This is a genomic window from Segetibacter sp. 3557_3, assembly GCF_004354985.1.
Classification (GTDB): domain Bacteria; phylum Bacteroidota; class Bacteroidia; order Chitinophagales; family Chitinophagaceae; genus Segetibacter.
The window spans coordinates 21,589-43,199 of record NZ_SMSK01000002.1 but is presented as its reverse complement, the minus strand read 5'-3'; the positions used below and the strand labels follow the sequence as shown (position 1 = coordinate 43,199).

The window sequence follows — 21,611 nt, the reverse complement described above, 5'->3', positions numbered from 1 at the left end:
AAAAGCCTGAACCAGATAACGAAAGATGAAGTTCGAAGCTGTCACCATTAAAGATATTGCCAAAGAATTGGGGATTTCGACCTCCACGGTATCGAGAGCACTTCGGGATAGTTATGAGATCAGCATTGAAACAAAGAAATTGGTTCAGGAATGTGCTGAGCGGCTCGACTACCGACCCAACCCTATTGCATTAAGTCTAAAAGAAAAGCGAAGCCGTTCACTTGGGGTAGTGGTATGTGAGATAGCAAACAGTTTTTTCTCCCAGGCCATTAACGGCATCGAGTCCATTGCTTACAGCAGAGGCTATAATGTTATTATTTCGCAAAGTAATGAGTCGTTCGAACGGGAGGTTACCAACCTTAAGTACTTATCATCGCGATCAATTGACGGCTTGTTAATTTCGCTTTCTTCACAAAGCGACAAAACCGATCACCTGAAAAGCCTGCACAACAGGGGTTTGCCGATTGTTTTTTTCGACCGGATCACCGAAGAAGTACTCACCCATAGGGTTATTGTAGACAACTATAAAGCAACCTACGAAGCTACCAACCATTTACTAGATAATGGCTACAAGAGGATTTCATGTATTGTAAATGCTGCGCACCTTTCCATTGCGAAGGAGCGTATAGCGGGCTACAAACAGGCGCTCACAGAAAGAGGGATCACATTTGATGAAGGATTGATCAAGCGTTGTCAAAAAGGCGGGGCAATTCCCGAGGAAGTGGAACGTGCCGTTAATGAGATTTTGAAGATGAACCCCCGGCCCGACGCTATCATAGGGCTAACCGATAAACTTACTACTGGTGCATTAAGGGTGCTGAAATCACGAAGGATCGAAGTACCGGGAGAAATGGGCCTGTTAGGATTCTCCAACTCCGACCTTACCGAGTTGCTGGAACCCTCTCTTACCATTATCCGCCAACCGGCATTCGAGATGGGACAGATTGCCACTGAGTTGCTCATTAACCTCATCGAAAGCAAAAGACCAACCCTGGAATTTACACGCAAGGTGCTGGAGACTGAACTGATTATCCGCCAATCCACCAGCCGCCGTTAAATAAGTTGAGCTGTTAATTGGTTGATTAGTCGAAAGGTTTAAATCCCTGATTAAACATATCGTCGTTTGAGGATACTTCGGACTGTTTAGCGCCACTTGCAACACTTTCTAATTAATCTTGGGCAGCTACCCTTTTAACTGGTCAACTTATCAACTGACCAAGCTTCTTCAATTCGATCCGCTAGTCCCTGATCTCTACCACCCTCCGTTCTCTTGAGCTTTCATAAGCGGCTTCAATAATTTGTATTAAACGAATGGCCTCGTTACCGGTTACCAGCGGTTGTGCACCGTTGCGGATAGCCTCGTAGAGCTGATCGTACAATTTTGAATAGTCACCGGCAAGTGTAAACCGGGGTTCGCGTATAACCTGCCCGTTTATCTCGGTATGAAGCAGGCCCTGTTCCGCTTCGGGCTCCACACCCCAGCCTGCAACCCCCGGCATTTTACCCGCAACCAGTTCGGGTTCCTGTATGTCGGCGCGTGATTTCAGGAAGGAGCCCCTGGAACCATGAACCACAAAAGAGGGAAAGGGCTCCCGCGCTACATAGGTTGCTTTAAGCCGAACACGTTTACCCGGGTAATACATCAACAGTTCGAAATAGTCATCAACCTTGCTTTGCGGACGGAAGTTCGTAATGTCAGCAAAGATTGCCTCCGGCGATCCAAATAGGTCGAGTGCCTGGTCGAGAATGTGCGATCCGAGATCGTATACTACCCCCGTGCAAGGACCAGGGGTTTCTTTATGTTGCTTTGGGCTCAGGTTTAGGTTGTACCGGTCGAAATGGAACTCGGCTTCCACCACTTCGCCGAGCAAACCCTCCTGAACAACCTGCTTTACGGTCAGGTAGTCGCTGTCGAAGCGGCGATTCTGATAGACTGTCAACACCTTACCTTGCCGTTTTGCGAGCTCAACCAGCTCAACCGCTTCGGCAGTTGTGGCCACAAATGGCTTTTCCACCAACACGTGTTTACCCGCGAGCAAGGCTTGCCGGCAATACTCGTAGTGGCTGTAGTTGGGGGTATTTACAATCACCAGCTCTATACCAGGATCTGCGAGCATTGCTTCAAGGGTGTCGAAGGATTTAACGCCCGGGTAAAACTCTCCAACTACTTTCTTGCTGCGTTCCCACGCTCCATAAAAGTTGAAGCCCTTGTGTGTATGAAGAAAAGGTGCGTGGAATACTTTGCCCGACATGCCGAACGAGCAGATAGCGGATTGGATTGGTATCATGAAATTAACGGATTGCGGATTGGAGGATTAGCGAATTGCGAATTAGCGGATTGCGGATTAGCGGATTGTGGATTTATAGAACACGGATGACAGGATAGAACGGATTGGCGCGATGCTGATTAGTGAATTACGGATTGGCGGATTACGGATTGCGGATTGGCGGATTGGCGGATTGTGGATTTATGGAACACGGATGACGGGATAGAACGGATGGGCGGGATGCTGATTAGTAGATTACGGATTAACGGATTAGCGGATTGCGGATTGGCGGATTGCGGATTGGCGGATTACGGATTGTACCATAATACCTCAATAACTCAATACCAATATCTTCGTATCTCAATTTACCCATTACCTCAATACCCAATACCTTTCCTCAATTCGCCAATTCGCCAATCCGAAATTCGTCAATTCTCAAATACCTCAATACCTTATACCTATTACCTTAATACCTCAATACCCAATACCTTTCCTCGATTCGCCAATTCGAAATTCGCCAATCCCTTAAATACCTAAACCGGCAAAAAATCCTCCCGCATGGGACTAAAAACATCGATCAGCATGCCCGGTTCGTGGCAGACGACCCCATGCAGTACGTGCGGCGGAACATAATAGCCATCACCCTTTTTTATGGTTCGGGTTTGGTCGCCAATGGTCATTTCAAATACACCACTCTCTACATAGGTAACCTGCGAATGGTAGTGTTCGTGCAGGGCGCCTACCGCATCTTTCTCAAAACTCACTTTTACCAGCATCACTTTATCGTCGTAGCCAAATAGCTGGCGTTTGATACCAGGCGCCGGATACTCCCAACCAATCTCATTTTCAAACTGGAATTCACTGCTTTGCATTAGGTTAAATTTCAGGTAAGTAAAAGCCGGGCGGATACAAGGGTTTCTTGTTGTTCAAGAAAGGTTTGCCGTACAAGTGTGCGACGCAACGATGTTGAAAAAAGATCACCCGCCCGGCCCAAAAAAATTAAATTAATGAGGTGATTGGGCATACATCCATATCGGTGTACTCCTTGTTTTCGCCGCCCATACCCCAGATAAAGCTGTAATTGCTTGTTCCGCAACCGGAATGTATACTCCAGCTTGGTGACGCAATGGCCTGGAAATTTTTGAGCACCATGTGCCGGGTTTGTTGTGGCTCACCCATAAAGTGCATTACCCCATGTTCCGCTGGAACATCGAAATAAAAATAGATTTCGCTCCGGCGATCGTGCACGTGTGCGGGCATGGTGTTCCAAACGCTACCCTCCATTAAACGGGTAAGCCCCATTACCAGCTGGCAACTCTGAATACCATCGTTGTAGATGTATTTGTAAACGGTACGCTCATTAGCAGTTGCAGAAGAACCGATGGTCATTGGTGAAGCATCGTTGCCCTTCATAAAAGTAACAGGATACTCCTGGTGCGCCGGTGAGGACAACAGGAAAAATACGGGTGGATTTTCAGGAGAAACCGCAGCAAACGTGATGTCTTTTGCGCCCTTACCTGCATACAGGCAGTCGAGGCGCGAAAGCTCGTATGTTTGACCGTTTGCGGTCACTTTTCCGTCGCCGCCTACGTTGATGATGCCGATCTCGCGCCGGTCGAGAAAGTTTTCCATCTTAAGGTTCTCAAAAGTATCCAGTGCGAGGGTTTTACCAGCGGGCGCTGCAACGCCTGCAATCAGCCGGTCGTAATGGGTATAAACCAGGTTCAGCTCATCCGTTTGATAAATGTCGCCGAGAAGAAAGTTTGCCCGCAGACCGTTTGAGTCAAGACTTTTGGTCTCGTTAGGACCTATTGCCGCAAGGATTGGAAGCGTTTTACTCATGCTATGGAATTAATATGTGTGAAATAAAGTTAGTCTGCACCCTACCAACCGGAAGGTGCCAGAGGGATGTTATGCATTGGCAAGTGCCCGGTCGAGGTGAACATAGCCCCCATCGACATGGATCAGCTGGCCGGTGGTATGGCTTGATTTGGAAGAAAGGAGGAAAGCTACCATATTGGCGATTTCCCCGGATGTGGTCATCCTGTTCTCAAGCGGGATTTTAGACGTGATGTCTTTCAACTTCTCGTCTTTATTTGGTAGACCGTTGATCCACTTTTCGTAGAGTGGGGTCCAGCATTCGGCAACAATCACGGCGTTTACACGAATGTTGTATTTGAGCAGCTCGACTGCCCATTCGCGGGTAAGTGCATTACGGCCGCCATTTGCGGCGGCATACGCCGAGGTTCCACCCTGGCCGGTTTCTGCTGTTTTGGAACCGATGTTTACGATTGCGCCGCCAGACTTTTTGAGTGCTGGTAAAGCATGTTGCACAACGAGAAAGTAGTGGACCACGTTTTTGTGGAGGGAGGCGATGAAGGATTCGTAATTACCATTTTCAAGCCCTACCCCATCGTTAACGCCAGCGTTATTTACAACCCCGTCAATACGACCAAACCGCGCTTCTACTTTTTTAACTGCTGCTTCGCATGCCGCAGGGTCGGTGAGTTCTGCAACAACCTGGAAAGCTTTACCACCAGACTGCCCGATTTCTGCTACCGTCTTGTTATTGTCTTCTTCATTTCTGCCTATGATACATGCAATGGCGCCTTCGCCGGCCAGTACTTTTGCAATTCCTTCCCCAATTCCTTTTGCACCACCTGTAACAATAATTACTTTGTCATTTAACTGAAGATCCATAAGCTTTACGTTTATTTAGTTGAGCCAGGCTAATTGTTATAATAATTTGTAAAACCGGCGTGCATTACCGCCAAAGAAATCCTCCTGTTCTGCTTGAGTGAAAGTGGAAAAATACTCGCGAACAAGGTTGACTGTGTCATTGTAAGATGCCGCAACCAGGCATACCGGCCAGTCTGACCCAAACATGATCCTGTCGGGTCCGAATGCATCGGCAACAACGTCGATATAGGGTCGGAAATCTTCCGCAGATTGTCCCTGCCAGTCGGCTTCGGTTACCATACCCGAGATCTTACAACTGACGTTATCATACGCGGCCACCTCCATGATATCCAGTTTCCAGTCTTCGATGATCCCATCTTTAATACGTGGTTTTGCAATATGATCGATGACAAATTGCTGATCCGGAAATTCGGCCACAAACGTTTTTACATGCTTGAGTTGATCGGGAAAAACAAGAATGTCGTAGGTATAATCAAATTGCTTAAGTGCGGCTATACCCCGCATGAAAGCAGGCCGGAGCATAAAGGCCCGGTCGGCTTCGCCCTGAAGTACATGCCGGAAACCTTTGACTACCGGAAATTGGGTGTAATGGGCAAGTCGCTCTGCCACGTTATCTGCCTGAAGGTCGACCCATCCCACAATACCCTTGATGAAGTGGTTCCTGGCTGCAAGTTCAATCAGAAATTCGTTTTCTTCTTCAGACTGGTCGGCCTGTACGGCAACGCAGCCGTCGAACCCATTTGCCGTTAACAAGGGCTTGAGGTCTGCAGGATGAAAATTGCGTTGTATAACCGCCATCTCATCGGTAATCCAGGTATCGCGGGCAGCGTTGAAGCTCCAAAAATGCTGGTGGGCATCAATGCCCAATGCGGTTGAATGCTGAAGCTCCCCGTTAGCGATTGCGGATGATGTTTCCATACACTAATTTTTTTGATAAGCCACAACCTGTTGTTTTGAACTTCCCAGTCCATCGATACCCAGTTCGACTACGTCGCCTGGTTGAAGGTATAGAGGTGGATTAAAGCCCAGTCCAACCCCGGCCGGTGTGCCCGTTGAAATTACGTCGCCCGGTAGCAGGGTCATAAAACTACTCAGGTAATGTATCAGAAAAGGAATTTTGAAGATCAGGTTCGAGGTATTTCCATTCTGCATGCTTTTGCCGTTTACGGTTAGCCATGCCCGTGCGTTATCAATAGCAGGAACTTCGTCGGGGGTTGCCAGGAATGGTCCTAGTGGTGCAAACGTGTCGCAACTTTTCCCCTTCACCCACTGGCCGCCGCGCTCGAGCTGGAACTCGCGTTCACTGTAGTCGTTGTGCAGGCAGAACCCGGCAACGTAGTCCATTGCATTGGCCTCGTCAACATAAGAAGCTTTTTTGCCGATGACTACGGCAAGCTCCACTTCCCAGTCGGTTTTTTGGCTGTTCCGCGGAATAACCACATTATCGTTGGGCCCAACGATTGAAGAAGTGGCCTTAAAGAAGATGATGGGTTCTTTAGGAATTGCCGCACCCGTTTCCGTTGCATGATCTACATAATTCAGCCCGATACAGATGATTTTGGAAGGACGGGCCATTGGCGGACCGAGTCGTACATCACCCGGCACTTCGTGCAGTTCACCGGCACGATCATTTACGAGTTCCTGGAGCTGAACCAATCCATCCCGCTCAAAAAACGCTTCGTTGTAGTCCGAGATCCAGTCAAAAACATCATACCTTTTGTCGTTGATAATTACTCCCGGTCTTTCGTTTCCGGGTTCACCGAAGCGGATTAATTTCATGAATAGAATTTTTGCTTACTTGAAGGATGGTCAAATATAATCACTCCTGCTGCGTACAGGATTAATTGTTGAGGTTTAAAAAGCCACCGTCGATCGGGTAGTCGTTGCCGGTGATAAAGGATGCTTCATCGGAAACGAGGTAAAGAATGAGATTAGCAACTTCTTCAACCAGCCCCATACGACCGATGGGTTGCGACTTTGACAGCTTGTCGAACATCTCCGCTTCTCTGCCCGGATAGTTCCGGCTGATGAAACCATCAACAAAAGGGGTATGTACCCTTGCAGGGGATACACTATTACAGCGGATATTATCATGCAGGTAATCGCGGGCCACAGAAAGGGTCATTGCATGAACCGCCCCCTTTGTCATGCTGTAAGCAAACCGGTCGGGTATGCCAACCATGGCCGCAATAGAAGAAAGGTTTAAAATAACTCCGCCCCCATTTGATTTTAATATAGGCACTGCCGCATGCATGCAATTGTAAACACCTTTTACGTTTACATTGAACAACCTGGTAAAGTCTTCTTCCCTGGTGTTTTCAACATTACCAACGTGTGCAATACCGGCGTTGTTGACCAGGATCTTCAGCCCGGCTATATTTTCGAAGATCATACGCACCTGTTCCTGGTTACTGACGTCGCAAGAATGTGCAACCGCTGTTCCGCCTGCCTGCTCGATTTCAGCAATGGCTGAAAGGATATTGTCGCCCGACATGTCGAGGATGTGCACTGTAGCGCCTTGCTGCGCAAATATTTTCGCAACCGCTTTTCCTATGCCGCTTCCGCCGCCTGTTATGGCTGCAATTTTTCCATCGAGTCTGAACATAATTGATTGTTTTGGTTGGAGCACAAAGTGAAGAATACCTGCAGGGATTGCTGATGTACGATGCGCATGCCTGCCTCGCTGAAAAGCATCCGCGGATTGTGCGCAAAGAATTGTGGTATGGTCAGCAAGCAGTTGATGATACGCGGGTAGTTGGGCACAGTTACCGTTAACCGGCAGGCTTCAAAAATAATGATGTTTTGAATTTGTGCTGCCAAAAGTAAGACCTGTAAACTAATGTTATTGGGTAGCACCTTAAAGAGACCCGCAGAGGCTTTAGTATTCGTAAAGACCACTACATTCTAAAACGTTAAGCTGACGCATGATTATTAGCTACTCCTCATCAGCTGAAATTCTAGTTAGGGATTGCATACCAGGCGCACCCTTAATTCATCATGCTAAGTTCATAATTCCTGACCCCACGCTTAACTCATAACGCTGAATACTTAACGCTCAACGCTATTAGAATTCCGGCCTCTCCACCAGCGCATCAAAGAGAATTTCTACCGGGTGTTTGGCCTTCTTACCCGTACCATCTTTTATCTGGTGACGGCAACTCGTGCCCGGCGCTGCAATAATGACTTCGTAAGGTTGATTTCGGACAGCAGGAAACAGTACGAGTTCACCAATTTGCTGCGAGATAGCATAGTGTTCTTTTTCATATCCAAACGAACCCGCCATTCCGCAGCAACCCGATGGAATGGTTTCGACCTTGTAATTTGCAGGAATGGAAAGCATGTTTACTGAGGCCGACAGTGCGCCCCAGGCTTTTTGCTGGCAATGCCCGTGCAACTTCACCAGTCTACCTTCATTGCTAAACCGTGTTTGGCTGATGTTCCCCTTAGCAAGTTCTTTGGTGAGAAACTCCTCGATCATGTAAACGTTCGAAGAGAGCGTCCGAGCTGTTTCAAGCAAATCGTCATCAGCAAGATCGGGGTATTCATCGCGGAAAGTCAGGATAGCTGATGGCTCGATCCCCAACAAAGGTGTCTCTTCAGAAATTAGGGGACTTAAGAGCGAAATGTTTTTTTGCGCAATCTTTTTAGCATCCCGCAGCAGCCCCTTCGACAAGGATGCACGGCCACTTTCTTCGTGTTTTGGAATAAGCACTTCATATCCTAATGCTTCCAGCAACAGGATGGCTTTGATCCCGATTTCCGTATCGTTATAGTTGGTGAATTCGTCGCAAAACAGGTAAACGACCCGGTTTGGGGTCTTATTTGCGGCAGGTGTTGAGCCTGCACGCTTGAGCGTTTTCCGGTGTTTTTGCCACCACTTGTACAGGGTAGTTTTGTAAAGGGTCGGCATCGAGCGATCAGGCGCAAAACCCGCAACAGTTTTAACGAGTTTACTGATTGCTCCATTGGTCATTACAAAATTATACATACCCGGCACCAGGGAGCCCAACTTCGCCGATGTAGAAAAATTAGCAATTAACCTCGAGCGGAAAGGAACCCCATTTGCGTCCTGGTAATGTTGCAGGAATTCAGCCTTCAGTTTAGCCATATCCACGTTCGACGGGCACTCTGACTTACAGCCTTTGCAGCTGATGCAAAGGTCCATAACGTCTTTGATTTCGTCGTGGTCAAAACGGTTCAGCTTATCGGAATGCGTCAGAAACTCCCGAAGAATATTTGCTCTTGCACGGGTGGTATCCCGTTCGCTGCGTGTGGCCATAAACGAAGGGCACATGGTTCCGCCAGACAACTCTGTTTTTCGACAATCACCGGACCCATTACATTGTTCGGCATGCTGTAGAATGTCCTGGTTCTGGTAACGGAAAACGGTTTTAAAAGCAGGTGTTTGCTGGCCCGGGGTATACCTGAGCATGCTATTCATCGACGGTGTGTCGACAATTTTGTTGGGATTAAAAATGTTTTGCGGATCCCAACTGTGTTTAATTTGTTTAAGCAGCGCATAATTTTTTACGCCAATCATCTGCGGGATAAACTCTCCCCGCAACCGGCCGTCGCCGTGTTCACCACTGAGCGAGCCATCATATTTTTTTACCAGCGTAGCAATCTCTTCCGCGATCAGGCGAAACAGCTTGTTTCCTTCAGGCGTTTTAAGATTTATGATCGGTCGAAGATGAATTTCTCCCGAGCCTGCATGAGCATAGTGCACCGAGTACAGGTCGTATTTTTTCAGGATATCGTTAAAGTCGCGAATGTAAGCAGGAAGATCGTTTACGTCTACTGCAGTGTCCTCGATAACCGGAACGGCCTTCTCATCACCCGGCAGGTTACTCAGCAAACCAAGGCCCGCTTTACGCAGGGTCCAGATCTTCTTAGTATCGTCACCAAACAGTAGTGGAAAATGATAACCTAGTCCTTCTGCCCGCATCTCCGCTTCTACCTGTCTTGCTACCTCCTCCACTTCTTCTCTTGTGCTCCTGGAATATTCTACAACCAGGATGGCCCCCGGATCACCCTGTACAAAAAACCGGTTCTGTATCTGCTCGATATTGTCTTTGGTACATTCCAGAATATAGTGGTCAATAAGTTCGCTTGCACCCGGCCGGTATTTAAGTGCAATCAGGTTTGCACGCAGCGCTTCATCAATGGTGTTAAAATGCACGCACAACAACCCCGCATTTTTCGGTGGCAGGGCCACAACGTTCAGCTTGATTTCTGTAATAAAAGCAAGGGTACCTTCTGAGCCAGCGATCAGCGTGCAGAAATTAAATTGGGGACCACCAGCGGTAAACGGAGCGGTTTCGAGTAACAGGTCTACCGCATAACCTGTATTCCGACGCTCTACTGTTTTCTTAGGAAATTGGCTCCGTATTTCCTGTTGGTTATCGTAGTTGCCCAGCAGGCTGCGAACCGTTTTGTAAATGTTAGCTTCGAGCCCCTGGCCCTCGCACTTCGCGTGAAAAGCCTCGAGGTCGAGACTGGTGAAAGTAACTTCTGATCCATCGCTTAACAGCGCCTTCACTTCGATAAGGTGTTCGCGGGTACTGCGGTAAACAATCGAATTAGAGCCGCACGAATTATTGCCCACCATTCCACCAATCATTGCCCGGTTGGCGGTTGAGGTTTCCGGGCCAAAAAACAGCCCATGCGGTTTCAAAAAGAGGTTAAGCTCGTCCCGGATGACGCCGGGTTGTACACGTACCCAGCCTTCTTCTCTATTCAGTTCAAGAATCTTGGTGAAGTATTTGGATACATCCACCACAATACCATTGCCAACAACCTGCCCGGCCAGCGAGGTGCCTGCCGTTCGGGGTATCAGCGACGTTTTCTCTTCACGGGCAAACTCGATTAATCGCTTGATCGCTCCAACCGACTTCGGCATAGCAACCGCCATCGGAAGTTCACGATAAGCAGAGGCATCTGTCGCGTATAATATGCGCATCCGGTCGTCGTAATACAATTCACCATCGAATTCATTTGCGAGGCCGCGAAGCCGTGGATTATTCTTAGAATGTTTCAGGTTCATAAATCGCGGCAAAAATAGGCTGTTTGATAGTATCGTTTTTCACCGGTATGTTGAAGCATGCGACAGGCCTGTTTGGCAGCAACACTCCGGGCTTACGCTACGGATTTGATGATCCGGGTATAAAGTCCTTTGGCCACTGCGGCGCAAACTTCCTCGGCCGCTCTAATTCATGCTGGTAAATTGTTTCAAATAGCTGCCTGAAAAAAGGGTATCCAACCTGCTCGTATTCGTATTTATCGTCGTTGAGTATGCCGTCTTCATTTACATATATCACTGCGGACAACAGGAATTCAAACTTGTTTTTTGCGTCAGCCACGTAGGCACAATCCGTTAAAAAGCCATACGACCAGCCGGGTTTGTTGAAAATGTAAATATCCGCGGGAACGGACCCTTTACCAGCTTTGAAAAAGAACTTGGTATAGCTGTCAAAGAATTCTTTCGTATCGTATTTCGGAAAATCGCTTTGCTTGGGCAACGCGGCCATATAGTGGTGCAAGAACCGGTAGTCGGCAGCAGAAAGGTCAAACCGCCTGGATAGAGGAACCGACTCGGGGAAGATCACCGAACGAAGCATCAATTCAAGGTCTTCCAGTGGCAGGTTATTATGGGCAGTAAAATCCATCGGCGCATTCACCAGGCGTTCATCGCGGTCGTAATGCGCCCTACCTACCAGTATCTGCCTGCTGAAATCAAACTTTACCGCACTTGTTGCCGGCGGCTGATGGTACACGAGCTTACCGCCTTGCATAAACCTGATCCCATTTGTATGCCTGTTTTCTTCCGGTGTCATTCGAACAAACCGGCGTGTTATCCTGGCATCGCTATAGCCTTTTTTCCAGAGCATGGTATTTAACTCCTCCTGCCCCACGAATTCATACAGCCGGTTATAGGCATCGTTATCGCTCACCAGGAAAATCTTTTTTATATAGTGCGCTATCGACGGCAAACCTGATTTTGCCGAAGGATCGGTTAATACTGCTGACTGACCTGGAAAGGAGCTGTCGGTAAGCATTGAAGTTGACTTATCCAGTTCTTTGATCTTTAGCTTATTAAGTTTTTCCAATGCCGCAAGCGCTGTCGGCAGCTTGACCGTAGAGGCCGGGTTAAAATAACGGTTGCGGTCAACATTCAGGTAGTACGACTTAAAAGAAGGTACCCCCTTCTTGTTACGATCGATTTGGGTATAAATCACCTGGTATTGAAAGGTGTCGGGTTGTGCCAATACCCGCTGCAAAACCGGTGAAGGATTTGCCAGCAAAAGATCCCTCAGGAAAGCATCGTTTTTAGGTTGAGCAATACCATTCGTGTGCTCGAGCATAAGGCAAACAATCAGCAATAAGTGAGATAATGATTTGGGCAAATTGTAATTGATTTAATGAGCGGGTACGTGCGGCACGCTAACCCCGTTCCAAGGCCAACTTTTGTTATGAACACGAATAATAAACAAAAAAGCGCTTACAAGAAAATCTCTTTGTAAGCGCTTGTCCACGTGCCTAAGGAACAGCACGGGTTCTCTCATGTGTGATATAGTGCAACTACCTAAGTTTGGTAACTACCAGGTCTTCCACAACTGTAGTTACATTACTGATTTCGAAGGTCTCACTTCCTTTTTTGTTTTTGGAGTATAAGTTAAGTACCATCATTACATTACTTCCATCGTGAGATTGAAGTTGAAATTTTCTTGAAAGCTTTTTGTCCCTGAATTTTTCAGAATAAATCACATTACCATCAAGGTCTTTCAAAGAAAGGTATACATCATCTTCCAGGTCATTATTGATGTCAACCTGGAAAACAGGGTTTGCATCAACCTGGCCGAGGTATTTAACTTCTACCGGTGAATCTGATTTTGCATTTTTGTCGGCTGCAGCCACGGGAAGCGCCATTGCCGATAAAAGAAGCATTAAAGCGGCAGGAGCTAAAAGTTTTTTCAGCATTGAACATAAACTGCCTGATACATGTGTTTTCATGTTTATTTGATTTTAATTAAAAAAATAAAAGCGGTTATAAGCAGCAACCACAGCAGGCAATAATTAAGGCAGCAAAAAGGCAGGCAAAAGGGCAGGCAATGTGAAGTAGGGGTAATTAAAATGTTGCTTTCAGGTAAAGCATAACATCAAATCCGGAACGAAGATATGGCACGGAATATCCGCTATACAACCATGTTTTTCAATGATCTGGCATGCTTAACGGGTGAGGCAAATCCTGAAAGCCGCACCAGCACTGACTTTCAGGAAAAGATTTTTATTACGCCCAACCTTAATATTTTTTTAAGCATACTATGTATATTTAACACAAAGCTCCTTTATCAAAGGTTTTTTTGGTGACCAGCTTTTGTTTGCTGTGGCGACATCGTTGCTACGCTCAGTTTAACAGGCAGTTCATTGTTCGGCTTTAATTGCCAATACATGAATTCTTGTACTGTTTCAAAAAATTCATTATTTCCAAAGTTGGGTAATATGGTAAGCGGGGCTACCGTTTTATCAAGTCTCGAATTGTTCCCGGCGCAAGTATGACCTTAAGAACCTGGAACCGGGTACCCAGAAGAAAGAAAACGGGTAACAAGTTTTATTGCAATTTTGGCGACTTGCGGCTTCCGCTGTCCACGCACCTGTGCTGAGGGTGAGCTGCTTTTCTTGATTAACCACCCATAAACTTTGACATAGGATATTTTACCAAAGCTTTCACGCAGTTGCCAGCACGCAGGTAAACTACACCACTGCATTTGCGTTTAGTATATGTTAGTACCGGGGAAGCACATCGGAGATTGGCCCACTCCATGTTGAAGAAAAGCAGATAGCAATTCACGCCTGAACAGAGGTTAAAGGTTGGAGGTAAGGCATCCCAGGAATGCATCCCAGGAATGCACGACAGGGGGTGAAGGGCAGGTTATTCACTTGTCGTTATCAGCCGGCATTTACGACCGAACTATTGCTCCGGTTTCATATGTTGAAGCCAATAGTACCTGCAATTCGTACATATTGTTGACTCCGGGCGCAAATTCTGCGCACCAGGTTTACACCAGTTTCTGAAATGATAGATTTGCACTTTACCTGTGGTATGGTAAAAGTTTAACAACTCAAATTATACATCTTTACAATTTAGCAATAGACCAACAAAACATGAAGTACCTTTGCATCAGAGACCTAACACGAATGCTGGAATATCATCACCCGTAAGGTGTTGATAATGATCGATCAGGGTTGTTTTTCGATGTTTTTCAACCGGAATTACTGCCATTATTACACCTTTGTTCAATTGTAGATTCAGGCATTTAGTTTGACACTATCGGGAGAAGAGGCGCATGAACGGTGACGGAAGGTGTTAATCTCTAAACATATACTTAATACAAATAATAAGGTTAGCTATGATCAAAGTATCAGACCATGCAAAAGAATATATCAACCAACTTATGGCTGATAAAAACCAAGGATCCGAAACATTTGTCAGAGTAGGGGTAAAAGGCGGTGGTTGTTCAGGACTGGAATATCAACTAAATTTCGACTCTGAGCTAAAACAAGGCGACGAAATCTATGAGGATAAAGGAATTAAAATTGTTGTGGATCTAAAGAGTCTTCTTTACTTATATGGAACCGAATTAGACTATTCCGGAGGACTTAATGGGAAGGGATTGGTTTTCAACAATCCCAATGCTTCACGCACCTGCGGTTGTGGAGAAAGCTTCGCGGTTTAATTAATTGACTTGCTTTAAAGAACATAGAAATGGAAACAAACGATCAACTGATCCAGGATATTACGACACAGGAATACGAGTACGGCTTTATTACCGATATCGAAATGGACCGGGCTCCAAATGGCTTGAATGAAGATACGATCCGGTATATCTCTGAAAAGAAAAATGAGCCAGAATGGATGCTCAAATGGAGGATGAAAGGCTATGAAGCTTTTCTACGGCAGGATATGCCAACCTGGCAAAACTTCACCTTACCTCCTATGGACTTCCAGGGCATTTCTTATTATGCCGCCCCACGTACAAAAAAGAAATACGAAAGCCTGGACGAGGTTGACCCCGAGTTGCTTGCAACTTTCGAAAAGTTGGGTATACCGCTGAATGAACAAAAAGTACTATCGGGCGTAGCAGTCGATGCTGTTTTCGACAGTATATCGGTGGCTACCACCTACAAAGGCAAGCTCAAAGAAATGGGCATAATATTCTGTTCTTTTGGAGAAGCCGTGCAGGAGTATCCTGACCTGGTAAAAAAATACCTGGGTTCGGTTGTACCCCATTCCGACAACATCTTTGCCTCGCTGAATACAGCCGTATTCTCCGATGGTTCATTTGTGTATATTCCGAAAGGTGTACGCTGTCCAATGGAACTCTCTACTTATTTCCGGATCAATGCCGAAAATACCGGCCAGTTCGAGCGCACACTAATCATTGCTGACGAGGGTAGCTATGTCAGCTATCTCGAAGGTTGTACAGCTCCTATGCGCGACGAAAACCAGTTGCACGCAGCAGTAGTTGAACTGATCGCTCTTGAAGGAGCAGAGATTAAGTACTCTACTGTACAGAACTGGTATCCCGGTGATAAGGAAGGGCGTGGCGGTATCTATAACTTCGTTACAAAACGTGGCGTTTGCCGTGGAGCGAATTCTAAAATCTCCTGGACACAGGTTGAAACCGGTTCTTCCATAACCTGGAAGTACCCTGCAGTCATCTTGCAAGGTGATAATTCTACCGGTGAGTTCTATTCAATTGCGGTTACTAAGAATAAACAGGTAGCAGACACCGGCACCAAAATGCACCACATTGGTAAAAACACCCGCAGCCGGATTATATCGAAAGGTATTTCCGCCGGCCATAGCAATAACAGCTACCGTGGGTTGGTTCAGGTTGGTGCAAAGGCGGACAATGCCCGAAATTTTACCCAGTGCGACTCACTTCTATTGGGTGCGGAATGTAGTGCAAATACTTTCCCCTATATCGAAACAAGGAACAACACCGCAATGGTGGAACACGAAGCCACCACTTCGAAGATTGGTGAGGACCAGATATTTTACCTTAACCAAAGAGGTATTGATAGTGAAAAGGCGGTTGCACTAATTGTAAATGGTTACGTTAAAGAAGTACTTAACCAGCTTCCTATGGAATTTGCCGTAGAGGCCCAAAAATTATTATCCATTACTTTGGAAGGAAGTGTTGGTTAAAAACTATAAACAGCAGGAACAATGTTGACGATTAAAAACTTGAATGCAAGAGTAGAAGACAAGCAAATTCTTAAAGGCATCAACCTTAAGGTAAATGCCGGCGAAGTGCATGCCATAATGGGCCCAAACGGTTCTGGCAAAAGCTCTCTTGCATCTGTATTGGCCGGACGGGACAATTATGAAGTCCTCGAAGGTGAGGTTGACCTCGACGGTAAAGATCTACTTGAAATGTCGCCTGAGGACAGGGCACGGGAAGGCGTTTTTATGGCTTTCCAGTACCCAATTGAAATTCCCGGGGTTTCAAACATCAATTTTCTCCGTACCGCACTCAACGAAATCCGGGCTTATCGTAAGCTCCCCCAACTCGATGCGAAACAGTTTTTGAAATTGAGTAAGGAAAGGCAGAAGCTTGTAGAGTTCGACGCCAAGCTTGTAAACCGTTCTTTAAACGAAGGGTTCTCAGGTGGTGAAAAGAAGCGTAACGAAATATTTCAGCTGGCTATGCTGGAGCCAAAACTCTGCGTGCTCGATGAAACCGATAGCGGACTCGACATCGATGCTCTTCGAATTGTATCGAATGGCGTGAATAAACTTCGGTCGAAGGATAATGCTTTCATCCTGATCACCCACTACCAGCGATTGCTCGAATACATCGTTCCCGACTTTGTACACGTTTTGTACGACGGTCGTATCATCAAATCAGGCACTAAAGAGCTTGCTTTAGAACTCGAAGAAAAGGGATACGATTGGCTTAAGGAATCTTTCCGGGAACAACCGGTATAAAAAACTGCAATGACCAAACAAATTACGATACCACTATATACTGAACTGCTTGAGGGTTTCAGTCATTCAGATGAAAATGCAACCGATGATACGCTGCAAAAAATAAGGAGAGCAGGTTTTGAGAACTTTAAGAAATCGGGCTTTCCAACCCGGAGAGACGAAGACTGGAAATACACCACCATATCTTCATTCCTGCAGGAACAATATCATATCAACGGAATAGCAAAAGAGCTAACAGCTTCAGCTGAGCTCATTTCCGAGGCCATTGTTCCCTCTCTTGACGCTTACCAGCTTGTGCTGGTAAATGGAAAACTACAGCCACACAACAACAACTTTCCTGGTTTTATCAAAATAATTCCAATCAGCGAAGCGGTTATACAGGATGATGTCCGCCAGCACTTTGCTGGGAACAGCACGGTTGCCAGCGGCCATTTTGCTGCATTGAATACTGCCCTTTTTTCGAACGGCTTGTTTATCGAGATATCTGCCAACGCTGCTATCGACAAACCCCTTCACATTGTTCATGCATTTACGTCGGCTACCAATGTGTTTATTCAACCCCGCCACTTGTTTGTGGTTCACCAGGGCGCTGAGTTAAACGTAATTGAAACGATCGTATCAGAAAATAGCCTGGCCAAAATTTTTGTAAATAGTCTTACGGAAGTTATAGTGGAGGAAAATGCCTCATTTAACCACTATGTATTGCAAACGGCGAAAACCGGGGTGCGATTGGTTAACCAGACCGATGTAAAACAAAAGCGCCATAGCGTATACAGTAATTACACCTTTTGTATGCCTAAGGCGGATCTTATCAGGAATAACCTGAATGTGGCGCTTAATGCGGAGCAAACCGAAACCCATTTGTACGGGCTTTATCTTGGCGAGGACCAGCAGCTCATCGACAACCATTCTCTTATTCACCACAAGTTTCCGCATTGCAACAGCAACGAAATTTATAAAGGTGTTCTATTGGATAAGGCTACCGGGGTATTCAACGGAAAAGTTTTCGTAAATCCTGAGGCGCAGAAAACCAACGCTTTCCAGCAAAATAATAACCTGTTGCTGAGCAACAATGCCACGATAAACACCAAGCCACAGCTTGAAATATTTGCCGACGATGTTAAATGCAGTCATGGTGCTACTGTCGGTCAATTGAGTAAAGAAGCCATGTTCTACCTGCAATCAAGAGGTATAGGCGAAGAAGCAGCCCGGGCGTTGCTAGTGAACGCCTTTGCATTTGATGTTACCGAAAAGATCAAGATCCCTGAGTTGGAGCAGTACATCAATCACCTTATTGCATTGCACATACCGGGCAATAAAAATTAATAGATGTTCAACGACAACGATACACTCACCACAAAAAAGGCCCACCGTGGTATTGACCAGATCAGGGCTGATTTTCCGATCCTTCAAACAACGGTTTACGGGCATCCCCTCGTATACCTCGACAATGCGGCTACCACCCAAAAGCCCAATGTTGTTTTGAAGGCGATGGATGATTATTATAAAATTTACAACAGTAATATTCATCGTGGGGTCCATTACCTTAGCCAAAAGGCTACCGACGCCTTTGAAGTTGCCCGGAGAAGGGTTCAGGAGTACATAAATGCAAAGCACGAACACGAAATCATATTTACAAAGGGTACCACGGAGGCAATCAACCTGGTGGCAAGCTCTTTTGGAAAGCGATATGTAAAACCCGGCGACACGATCATGATCTCCGAACTGGAGCATCATTCGAATATCATACCCTGGCAGTTGATGTGCGAAGACCGCGGCGCTAGCTTAAAGGTGATCCCCATCAACGAGAAAGGTGAACTTAAGATGGAAGCATTTGATGCACTGCTGGACGAAACCGTCAAGCTGGTTGCAGTAAGCTTTGTTTCCAATACCCTTGGTACGGTAAACCCGGTTAAGGAAATCATCGAGAAAGCCCACGCGAGAAACATTCCCGTAATGCTAGATGCCGCACAGGCGATCCAACACGTTGGAATAGATGTGCAGTTTCTTGATGTGGACTTCCTGGCTTTTTCGGGTCACAAGATGTATGGTCCTACCGGTGTAGGGGTGCTTTATGGCAAAGAAAGCCTGTTGAACGAAATGCCGCCCTACCAGGGTGGTGGCGAAATGATTAAAACCGTTTCTTTCGAAAAAAGCACCTATAACGTGCTTCCATTTAAGTTCGAGGCCGGAACACCAAACGTGGCCGAAGTGATCGGGCTTGAAGTTGCAATCAACTACATCAATTCTATAGGTCTCGACTTTATACGCGAACGGGAACAACAACTGATTACCTACGCGCTTGGTCAGCTTCAGGAAATTGACGAATTGCGTTTTATTGGGGAAGCGGCAGAACGTGCAGCCTCGATTTCATTCCTGGTGGGTGATACCCATCCCTTTGATGTCGGCGAACTTCTTGACAAACAAGGAATAGCTGTTCGTACCGGTCACCATTGTACAGAACCCCTGATGAACATCTTCAAAATTCCCGGCACCGTTCGCGCTTCGTTTGCTTTTTACAATACCGAAGAAGAAATTGACAAGTTGGTGAAGGGTGTAAAGAAAGCGGCTGTGCTGCTGGGATGAAAAAGGACTAATTATGACCATTAACGAGAAACAGGACGAGATAGTAGAAGATTTTGGGTTATTTGAAGACTGGATGGAAAAGTATGAATACATCATTCAGCTTGGTAAAAACCTGCCGTTAATTGAAGAGCAATACAAAACACCTGAAAACCTGATTAAAGGTTGCCAATCGAAAGTATGGCTGCATGCCGAATACAACGACGGCAAACTCACTTTCACCGCCGACAGCGATGCGCTGATCACAAAAGGATTGGTTAGCATGGTGGTGCAGGTATTGTCTGGTCATACCCCCAAAGAGATTTCTGAAGCAGAGCTGTACTTCATCGACCAGATTGGACTCAGAAGTCACCTCTCCTCTACCCGCTCAAATGGCCTGTTTTCGATGCTCAAACAAATTAAAATGTATGCTATCGCTTTTTCGTCAAAAGCCCTGCAGTAATCCTTATGTCAGACTCACTTAAAGACAAGATAGAAGAAGCTTTACAAACCGTTCACGATCCGGAAATACCCGTTAACATCTGGGAACTCGGACTTGTATACGAACTGAAAATCAACCAGGGCACGGTCTGGATCACCATGACCCTTACGGCTCCGGCCTGCCCGGTTGCCGGTGAGATCATCCAGGAAGTTCAGCAGAAAGTAGAAGCAATTGAAGGAGTAAAAGAAGTGCACGTTACACTCACCTTTGATCCACCCTGGAACAAGGAAATGATGAGCGAAGAAGCCCGTCTCGAATGTGGTTTTTTGTAAGGCTTAAAAGACTCCATCTATGAACGCATAACCCCTATTGGAGCCCCTGAATACGAAGGAAACAGCGTTCCTTTATCCTGGATGTTAAGGTGCCGGCATGCGACTTCGCGAAACACCGTTCTGAAGTCAGTTGTAACAGCAAGATCGCGACCGTCTTCGAGATTTTCTGTAGCAAGGGGTTGAATTTGCCCATGCACCAACCCACCATTTACATCATTACCCAGGATGAAATTACAGGAGGCCCGGCCATGGTCGGTTCCGCCAGTCCCATTTTGCCTTACCGTTCGTCCGAACTCCGTCATACTCATGATGGTAACATCCTCCTGTAGCGGACCCATATCGTTATAAAAAGCGGTTATACTATTACTAAGATCGGCTGCATTCCGGGCGAACACCCCTTGCTCCCTGCCCTGGTTGAAATGGGTATCCCAACCACCAGATTCAGCAAAGGCTACTTCAAGACCCACATCCATCTTAATCAATTGTGCAATTTGCTTGAGGGCATTCCCCAGCGGACACACCGGGTACACAGCATTTAATGCCGGCTTGTAGCTACTTAGGTTTGCCTTTTGAAGCATTCTAAGTGCGTCGAAGCTCTCCTTGCCGGTTTCCTTTAATAAACCCGTTGTTGTTTTATCATAAAGGTCCTCAAAGCTTTTAGCGGCAACGTTCGCGCCTGCCGGGTTCCCGCGCATTTGTATGGCAAAATCCTGGAGATTGGTGATTGAAACCGAAGGGTGATCGCCATAGAAAGATCTCGGCATTGAGTTCGTAAGGCTTACCGCCCTGAACGGGCTGGCATCATGACCCAATAATCCCACTGCCCTGTTTAACCAACCGCTCGGAGTTCCTTTGCTAAACGGCGTTCCCGACTCCATATAGTCCTGCGCATCAAAATGCGACCGGGTGGTATTGGGGGAACCAATACCATGTACAATCGCCAGGCGCTTATCGGTAAAAAAGGGCTCAAAAGACTTCATAGCAGGATGCAGACCAAATCGCCCATCGAGGTCGGTCAGCGGCTTTCCTGAGCCAGCTTCCATGAACAGGGTTGGGCGGGCAGCCTTCAAGTAGTTATCGGTAAAAGGCGTTACTGCCATAAGTCCATCCATTGCACCACGCTGGAAAACACATACCAGTATCTTCTTCTTTTTGTAAGGAGCCACAGATTGATTGAGTGCAGCAGCCTTTGCCATAAACGAAGGAACCCCACCAATACCAATCCCGAATAAAGCTACCCCACCCGATTTTAAAAATGCTCTTCTTGATGTCATGATTAAGTCTTTAATGATTGTCGCTCCGCAAATGGAACTAAA

20 protein-coding genes are annotated in these 21,611 nt (G+C 46.4%); 9 read left to right on the top strand and 11 right to left on the bottom strand.

The features are described from left to right. Positions 1–25: 25 nt before the first annotated feature. Positions 26–1,057 (top strand): LacI family DNA-binding transcriptional regulator, encoded by a 1,032-nt coding sequence (locus tag EXU57_RS04615; protein ID WP_133267017.1) that lies wholly within the window; start codon positions 26–28, stop codon positions 1,055–1,057. Positions 1,058–1,238: 181 nt separating this feature from the next. Here EXU57_RS04615 and EXU57_RS04610 read toward each other — a convergent pair whose 3' ends face one another. The 7 genes from EXU57_RS04610 to EXU57_RS04580 form a co-directional block, all read right to left on the bottom strand. Further along, the gene (locus EXU57_RS04610) at positions 1,239–2,288 is read right to left on the bottom strand and encodes a Gfo/Idh/MocA family oxidoreductase (protein WP_133267016.1); all 1,050 of its coding nucleotides are present in this window, start codon (positions 2,286–2,288) and stop codon (positions 1,239–1,241) included. Positions 2,289–2,800: 512 nt separating this feature from the next. After that, positions 2,801–3,139: a cupin domain-containing protein gene (locus EXU57_RS04605; RefSeq protein ID WP_133267015.1), complete on the bottom strand. Its 339-nt coding sequence runs from the start codon at positions 3,137–3,139 to the stop codon at positions 2,801–2,803. A 127-nt stretch (positions 3,140–3,266) separates the two neighbouring features. Beyond that, entirely contained in the window at positions 3,267–4,109 is an 843-nt protein-coding gene (gene kduI, locus EXU57_RS04600) for a 5-dehydro-4-deoxy-D-glucuronate isomerase (protein ID WP_133267014.1), read from the bottom strand. A 69-nt stretch (positions 4,110–4,178) separates the two neighbouring features. Then, positions 4,179–4,967 carry an SDR family oxidoreductase gene (locus EXU57_RS04595; protein WP_133267013.1) on the bottom strand — a complete coding sequence of 263 codons (789 nt, stop codon included), beginning with the start codon at positions 4,965–4,967 and terminating at the stop codon, positions 4,179–4,181. 36 nt (positions 4,968–5,003) lie between these two features. Further along, on the bottom strand, positions 5,004–5,885 hold the full coding sequence (locus tag EXU57_RS04590) for an amidohydrolase family protein (RefSeq protein WP_243745508.1): 882 nt from the start codon (positions 5,883–5,885) through the stop codon (positions 5,004–5,006). A gap of 3 nt (positions 5,886–5,888) precedes the next feature. Further along, the gene (locus EXU57_RS04585) at positions 5,889–6,746 is read right to left on the bottom strand and encodes a fumarylacetoacetate hydrolase family protein (RefSeq protein WP_133267012.1); all 858 of its coding nucleotides are present in this window, start codon (positions 6,744–6,746) and stop codon (positions 5,889–5,891) included. 61 nt (positions 6,747–6,807) lie between these two features. After that, entirely contained in the window at positions 6,808–7,572 is a 765-nt protein-coding gene (locus tag EXU57_RS04580) for an SDR family NAD(P)-dependent oxidoreductase (RefSeq protein WP_133267011.1), read from the bottom strand. 11 nt (positions 7,573–7,583) lie between these two features. Here EXU57_RS04580 and EXU57_RS24980 point away from each other — a divergent pair, with 11 nt between their 5' ends. Then, entirely contained in the window at positions 7,584–7,742 is a 159-nt protein-coding gene (locus EXU57_RS24980; RefSeq protein WP_165958031.1) for a hypothetical protein, read from the top strand. A 289-nt stretch (positions 7,743–8,031) separates the two neighbouring features. Here the strand turns inward: EXU57_RS24980 and EXU57_RS04575 are convergent, their stop codons facing one another. From EXU57_RS04575 to EXU57_RS04565, 3 genes are all read right to left on the bottom strand, one after another. Beyond that, on the bottom strand, positions 8,032–11,010 hold the full coding sequence (locus tag EXU57_RS04575) for an FAD-binding and (Fe-S)-binding domain-containing protein (protein ID WP_133267353.1): 2,979 nt from the start codon (positions 11,008–11,010) through the stop codon (positions 8,032–8,034). Positions 11,011–11,107: 97 nt separating this feature from the next. Then, complete coding sequence (locus EXU57_RS04570) at positions 11,108–12,370, bottom strand: serine hydrolase (protein WP_243745506.1); 1,263 nt, start codon at positions 12,368–12,370, stop codon at positions 11,108–11,110. Positions 12,371–12,545: 175 nt separating this feature from the next. Then, positions 12,546–12,977, bottom strand: a complete 432-nt coding sequence (locus EXU57_RS04565; protein ID WP_133267010.1) for a hypothetical protein — start codon at positions 12,975–12,977, stop codon at positions 12,546–12,548. Between the two features lie 1,397 nt (positions 12,978–14,374). On the opposite strand from EXU57_RS04565, the gene EXU57_RS04560 reads away from it, so the two are divergent. Genes EXU57_RS04560 through EXU57_RS04530 form a run of 7 tightly spaced genes read left to right on the top strand, consistent with a single transcriptional unit; the run spans position 14,375 to position 20,295 of the window. Further along, complete coding sequence (locus tag EXU57_RS04560; protein WP_133267009.1) at positions 14,375–14,701, top strand: HesB/IscA family protein; 327 nt, start codon at positions 14,375–14,377, stop codon at positions 14,699–14,701. A 29-nt stretch (positions 14,702–14,730) separates the two neighbouring features. After that, complete coding sequence (sufB, locus tag EXU57_RS04555) at positions 14,731–16,176, top strand: Fe-S cluster assembly protein SufB (RefSeq protein WP_133267008.1); 1,446 nt, start codon at positions 14,731–14,733, stop codon at positions 16,174–16,176. A gap of 21 nt (positions 16,177–16,197) precedes the next feature. Then, positions 16,198–16,959, top strand: a complete 762-nt coding sequence (gene sufC / locus EXU57_RS04550; RefSeq protein ID WP_133267007.1) for a Fe-S cluster assembly ATPase SufC — start codon at positions 16,198–16,200, stop codon at positions 16,957–16,959. 9 nt (positions 16,960–16,968) lie between these two features. Further along, positions 16,969–18,285 (top strand): Fe-S cluster assembly protein SufD, encoded by a 1,317-nt coding sequence (gene sufD / locus EXU57_RS04545; protein ID WP_133267006.1) that lies wholly within the window; start codon positions 16,969–16,971, stop codon positions 18,283–18,285. Between the two features lie 3 nt (positions 18,286–18,288). Then, positions 18,289–19,545 carry an aminotransferase class V-fold PLP-dependent enzyme gene (locus tag EXU57_RS04540; protein WP_133267005.1) on the top strand — a complete coding sequence of 419 codons (1,257 nt, stop codon included), beginning with the start codon at positions 18,289–18,291 and terminating at the stop codon, positions 19,543–19,545. A gap of 13 nt (positions 19,546–19,558) precedes the next feature. Next, positions 19,559–19,984 (top strand): SufE family protein, encoded by a 426-nt coding sequence (locus EXU57_RS04535; RefSeq protein WP_133267004.1) that lies wholly within the window; start codon positions 19,559–19,561, stop codon positions 19,982–19,984. A 5-nt stretch (positions 19,985–19,989) separates the two neighbouring features. After that, positions 19,990–20,295, top strand: coding sequence for an iron-sulfur cluster assembly protein (locus tag EXU57_RS04530; RefSeq protein WP_133267003.1), 306 nt, complete (start codon positions 19,990–19,992; stop codon positions 20,293–20,295). Between the two features lie 17 nt (positions 20,296–20,312). On the opposite strand, the gene EXU57_RS04525 is transcribed toward EXU57_RS04530, so the two are convergent. Next, the gene (locus EXU57_RS04525) at positions 20,313–21,569 is read right to left on the bottom strand and encodes a DUF1501 domain-containing protein (protein WP_133267002.1); all 1,257 of its coding nucleotides are present in this window, start codon (positions 21,567–21,569) and stop codon (positions 20,313–20,315) included. Between the last annotated feature and the right edge of the window lie 42 nt (positions 21,570–21,611).

Bases quoted from the DNA above. Each gene is read 5' to 3' on its own strand.
- EXU57_RS04615 (WP_133267017.1), top strand. From the start codon at position 26: ATGAAGTTCGAAGCTGTCACCATTAAAGATATTGCCAAAGAATTGGGG.
- EXU57_RS04610 (WP_133267016.1), bottom strand. From the start codon at position 2,288: ATGATACCAATCCAATCCGCTATCTGCTCGTTCGGCATGTCGGGCAAA.
- EXU57_RS04605 (WP_133267015.1), bottom strand. From the start codon at position 3,139: ATGCAAAGCAGTGAATTCCAGTTTGAAAATGAGATTGGTTGGGAGTAT.
- kduI (WP_133267014.1), bottom strand. From the start codon at position 4,109: ATGAGTAAAACGCTTCCAATCCTTGCGGCAATAGGTCCTAACGAGACC.
- EXU57_RS04595 (WP_133267013.1), bottom strand. From the start codon at position 4,967: ATGGATCTTCAGTTAAATGACAAAGTAATTATTGTTACAGGTGGTGCA.
- EXU57_RS04590 (WP_243745508.1), bottom strand. From the start codon at position 5,885: ATGGAAACATCATCCGCAATCGCTAACGGGGAGCTTCAGCATTCAACC.
- EXU57_RS04585 (WP_133267012.1), bottom strand. From the start codon at position 6,746: ATGAAATTAATCCGCTTCGGTGAACCCGGAAACGAAAGACCGGGAGTA.
- EXU57_RS04580 (WP_133267011.1), bottom strand. From the start codon at position 7,572: ATGTTCAGACTCGATGGAAAAATTGCAGCCATAACAGGCGGCGGAAGC.
- EXU57_RS04575 (WP_133267353.1), bottom strand. From the start codon at position 11,010: ATGAACCTGAAACATTCTAAGAATAATCCACGGCTTCGCGGCCTCGCA.
- EXU57_RS04565 (WP_133267010.1), bottom strand. From the start codon at position 12,977: ATGAAAACACATGTATCAGGCAGTTTATGTTCAATGCTGAAAAAACTT.
- EXU57_RS04560 (WP_133267009.1), top strand. From the start codon at position 14,375: ATGATCAAAGTATCAGACCATGCAAAAGAATATATCAACCAACTTATG.
- sufB (WP_133267008.1), top strand. From the start codon at position 14,731: ATGGAAACAAACGATCAACTGATCCAGGATATTACGACACAGGAATAC.
- sufC (WP_133267007.1), top strand. From the start codon at position 16,198: ATGTTGACGATTAAAAACTTGAATGCAAGAGTAGAAGACAAGCAAATT.
- sufD (WP_133267006.1), top strand. From the start codon at position 16,969: ATGACCAAACAAATTACGATACCACTATATACTGAACTGCTTGAGGGT.
- EXU57_RS04540 (WP_133267005.1), top strand. From the start codon at position 18,289: ATGTTCAACGACAACGATACACTCACCACAAAAAAGGCCCACCGTGGT.
- EXU57_RS04535 (WP_133267004.1), top strand. From the start codon at position 19,559: ATGACCATTAACGAGAAACAGGACGAGATAGTAGAAGATTTTGGGTTA.
- EXU57_RS04530 (WP_133267003.1), top strand. From the start codon at position 19,990: ATGTCAGACTCACTTAAAGACAAGATAGAAGAAGCTTTACAAACCGTT.
- EXU57_RS04525 (WP_133267002.1), bottom strand. From the start codon at position 21,569: ATGACATCAAGAAGAGCATTTTTAAAATCGGGTGGGGTAGCTTTATTC.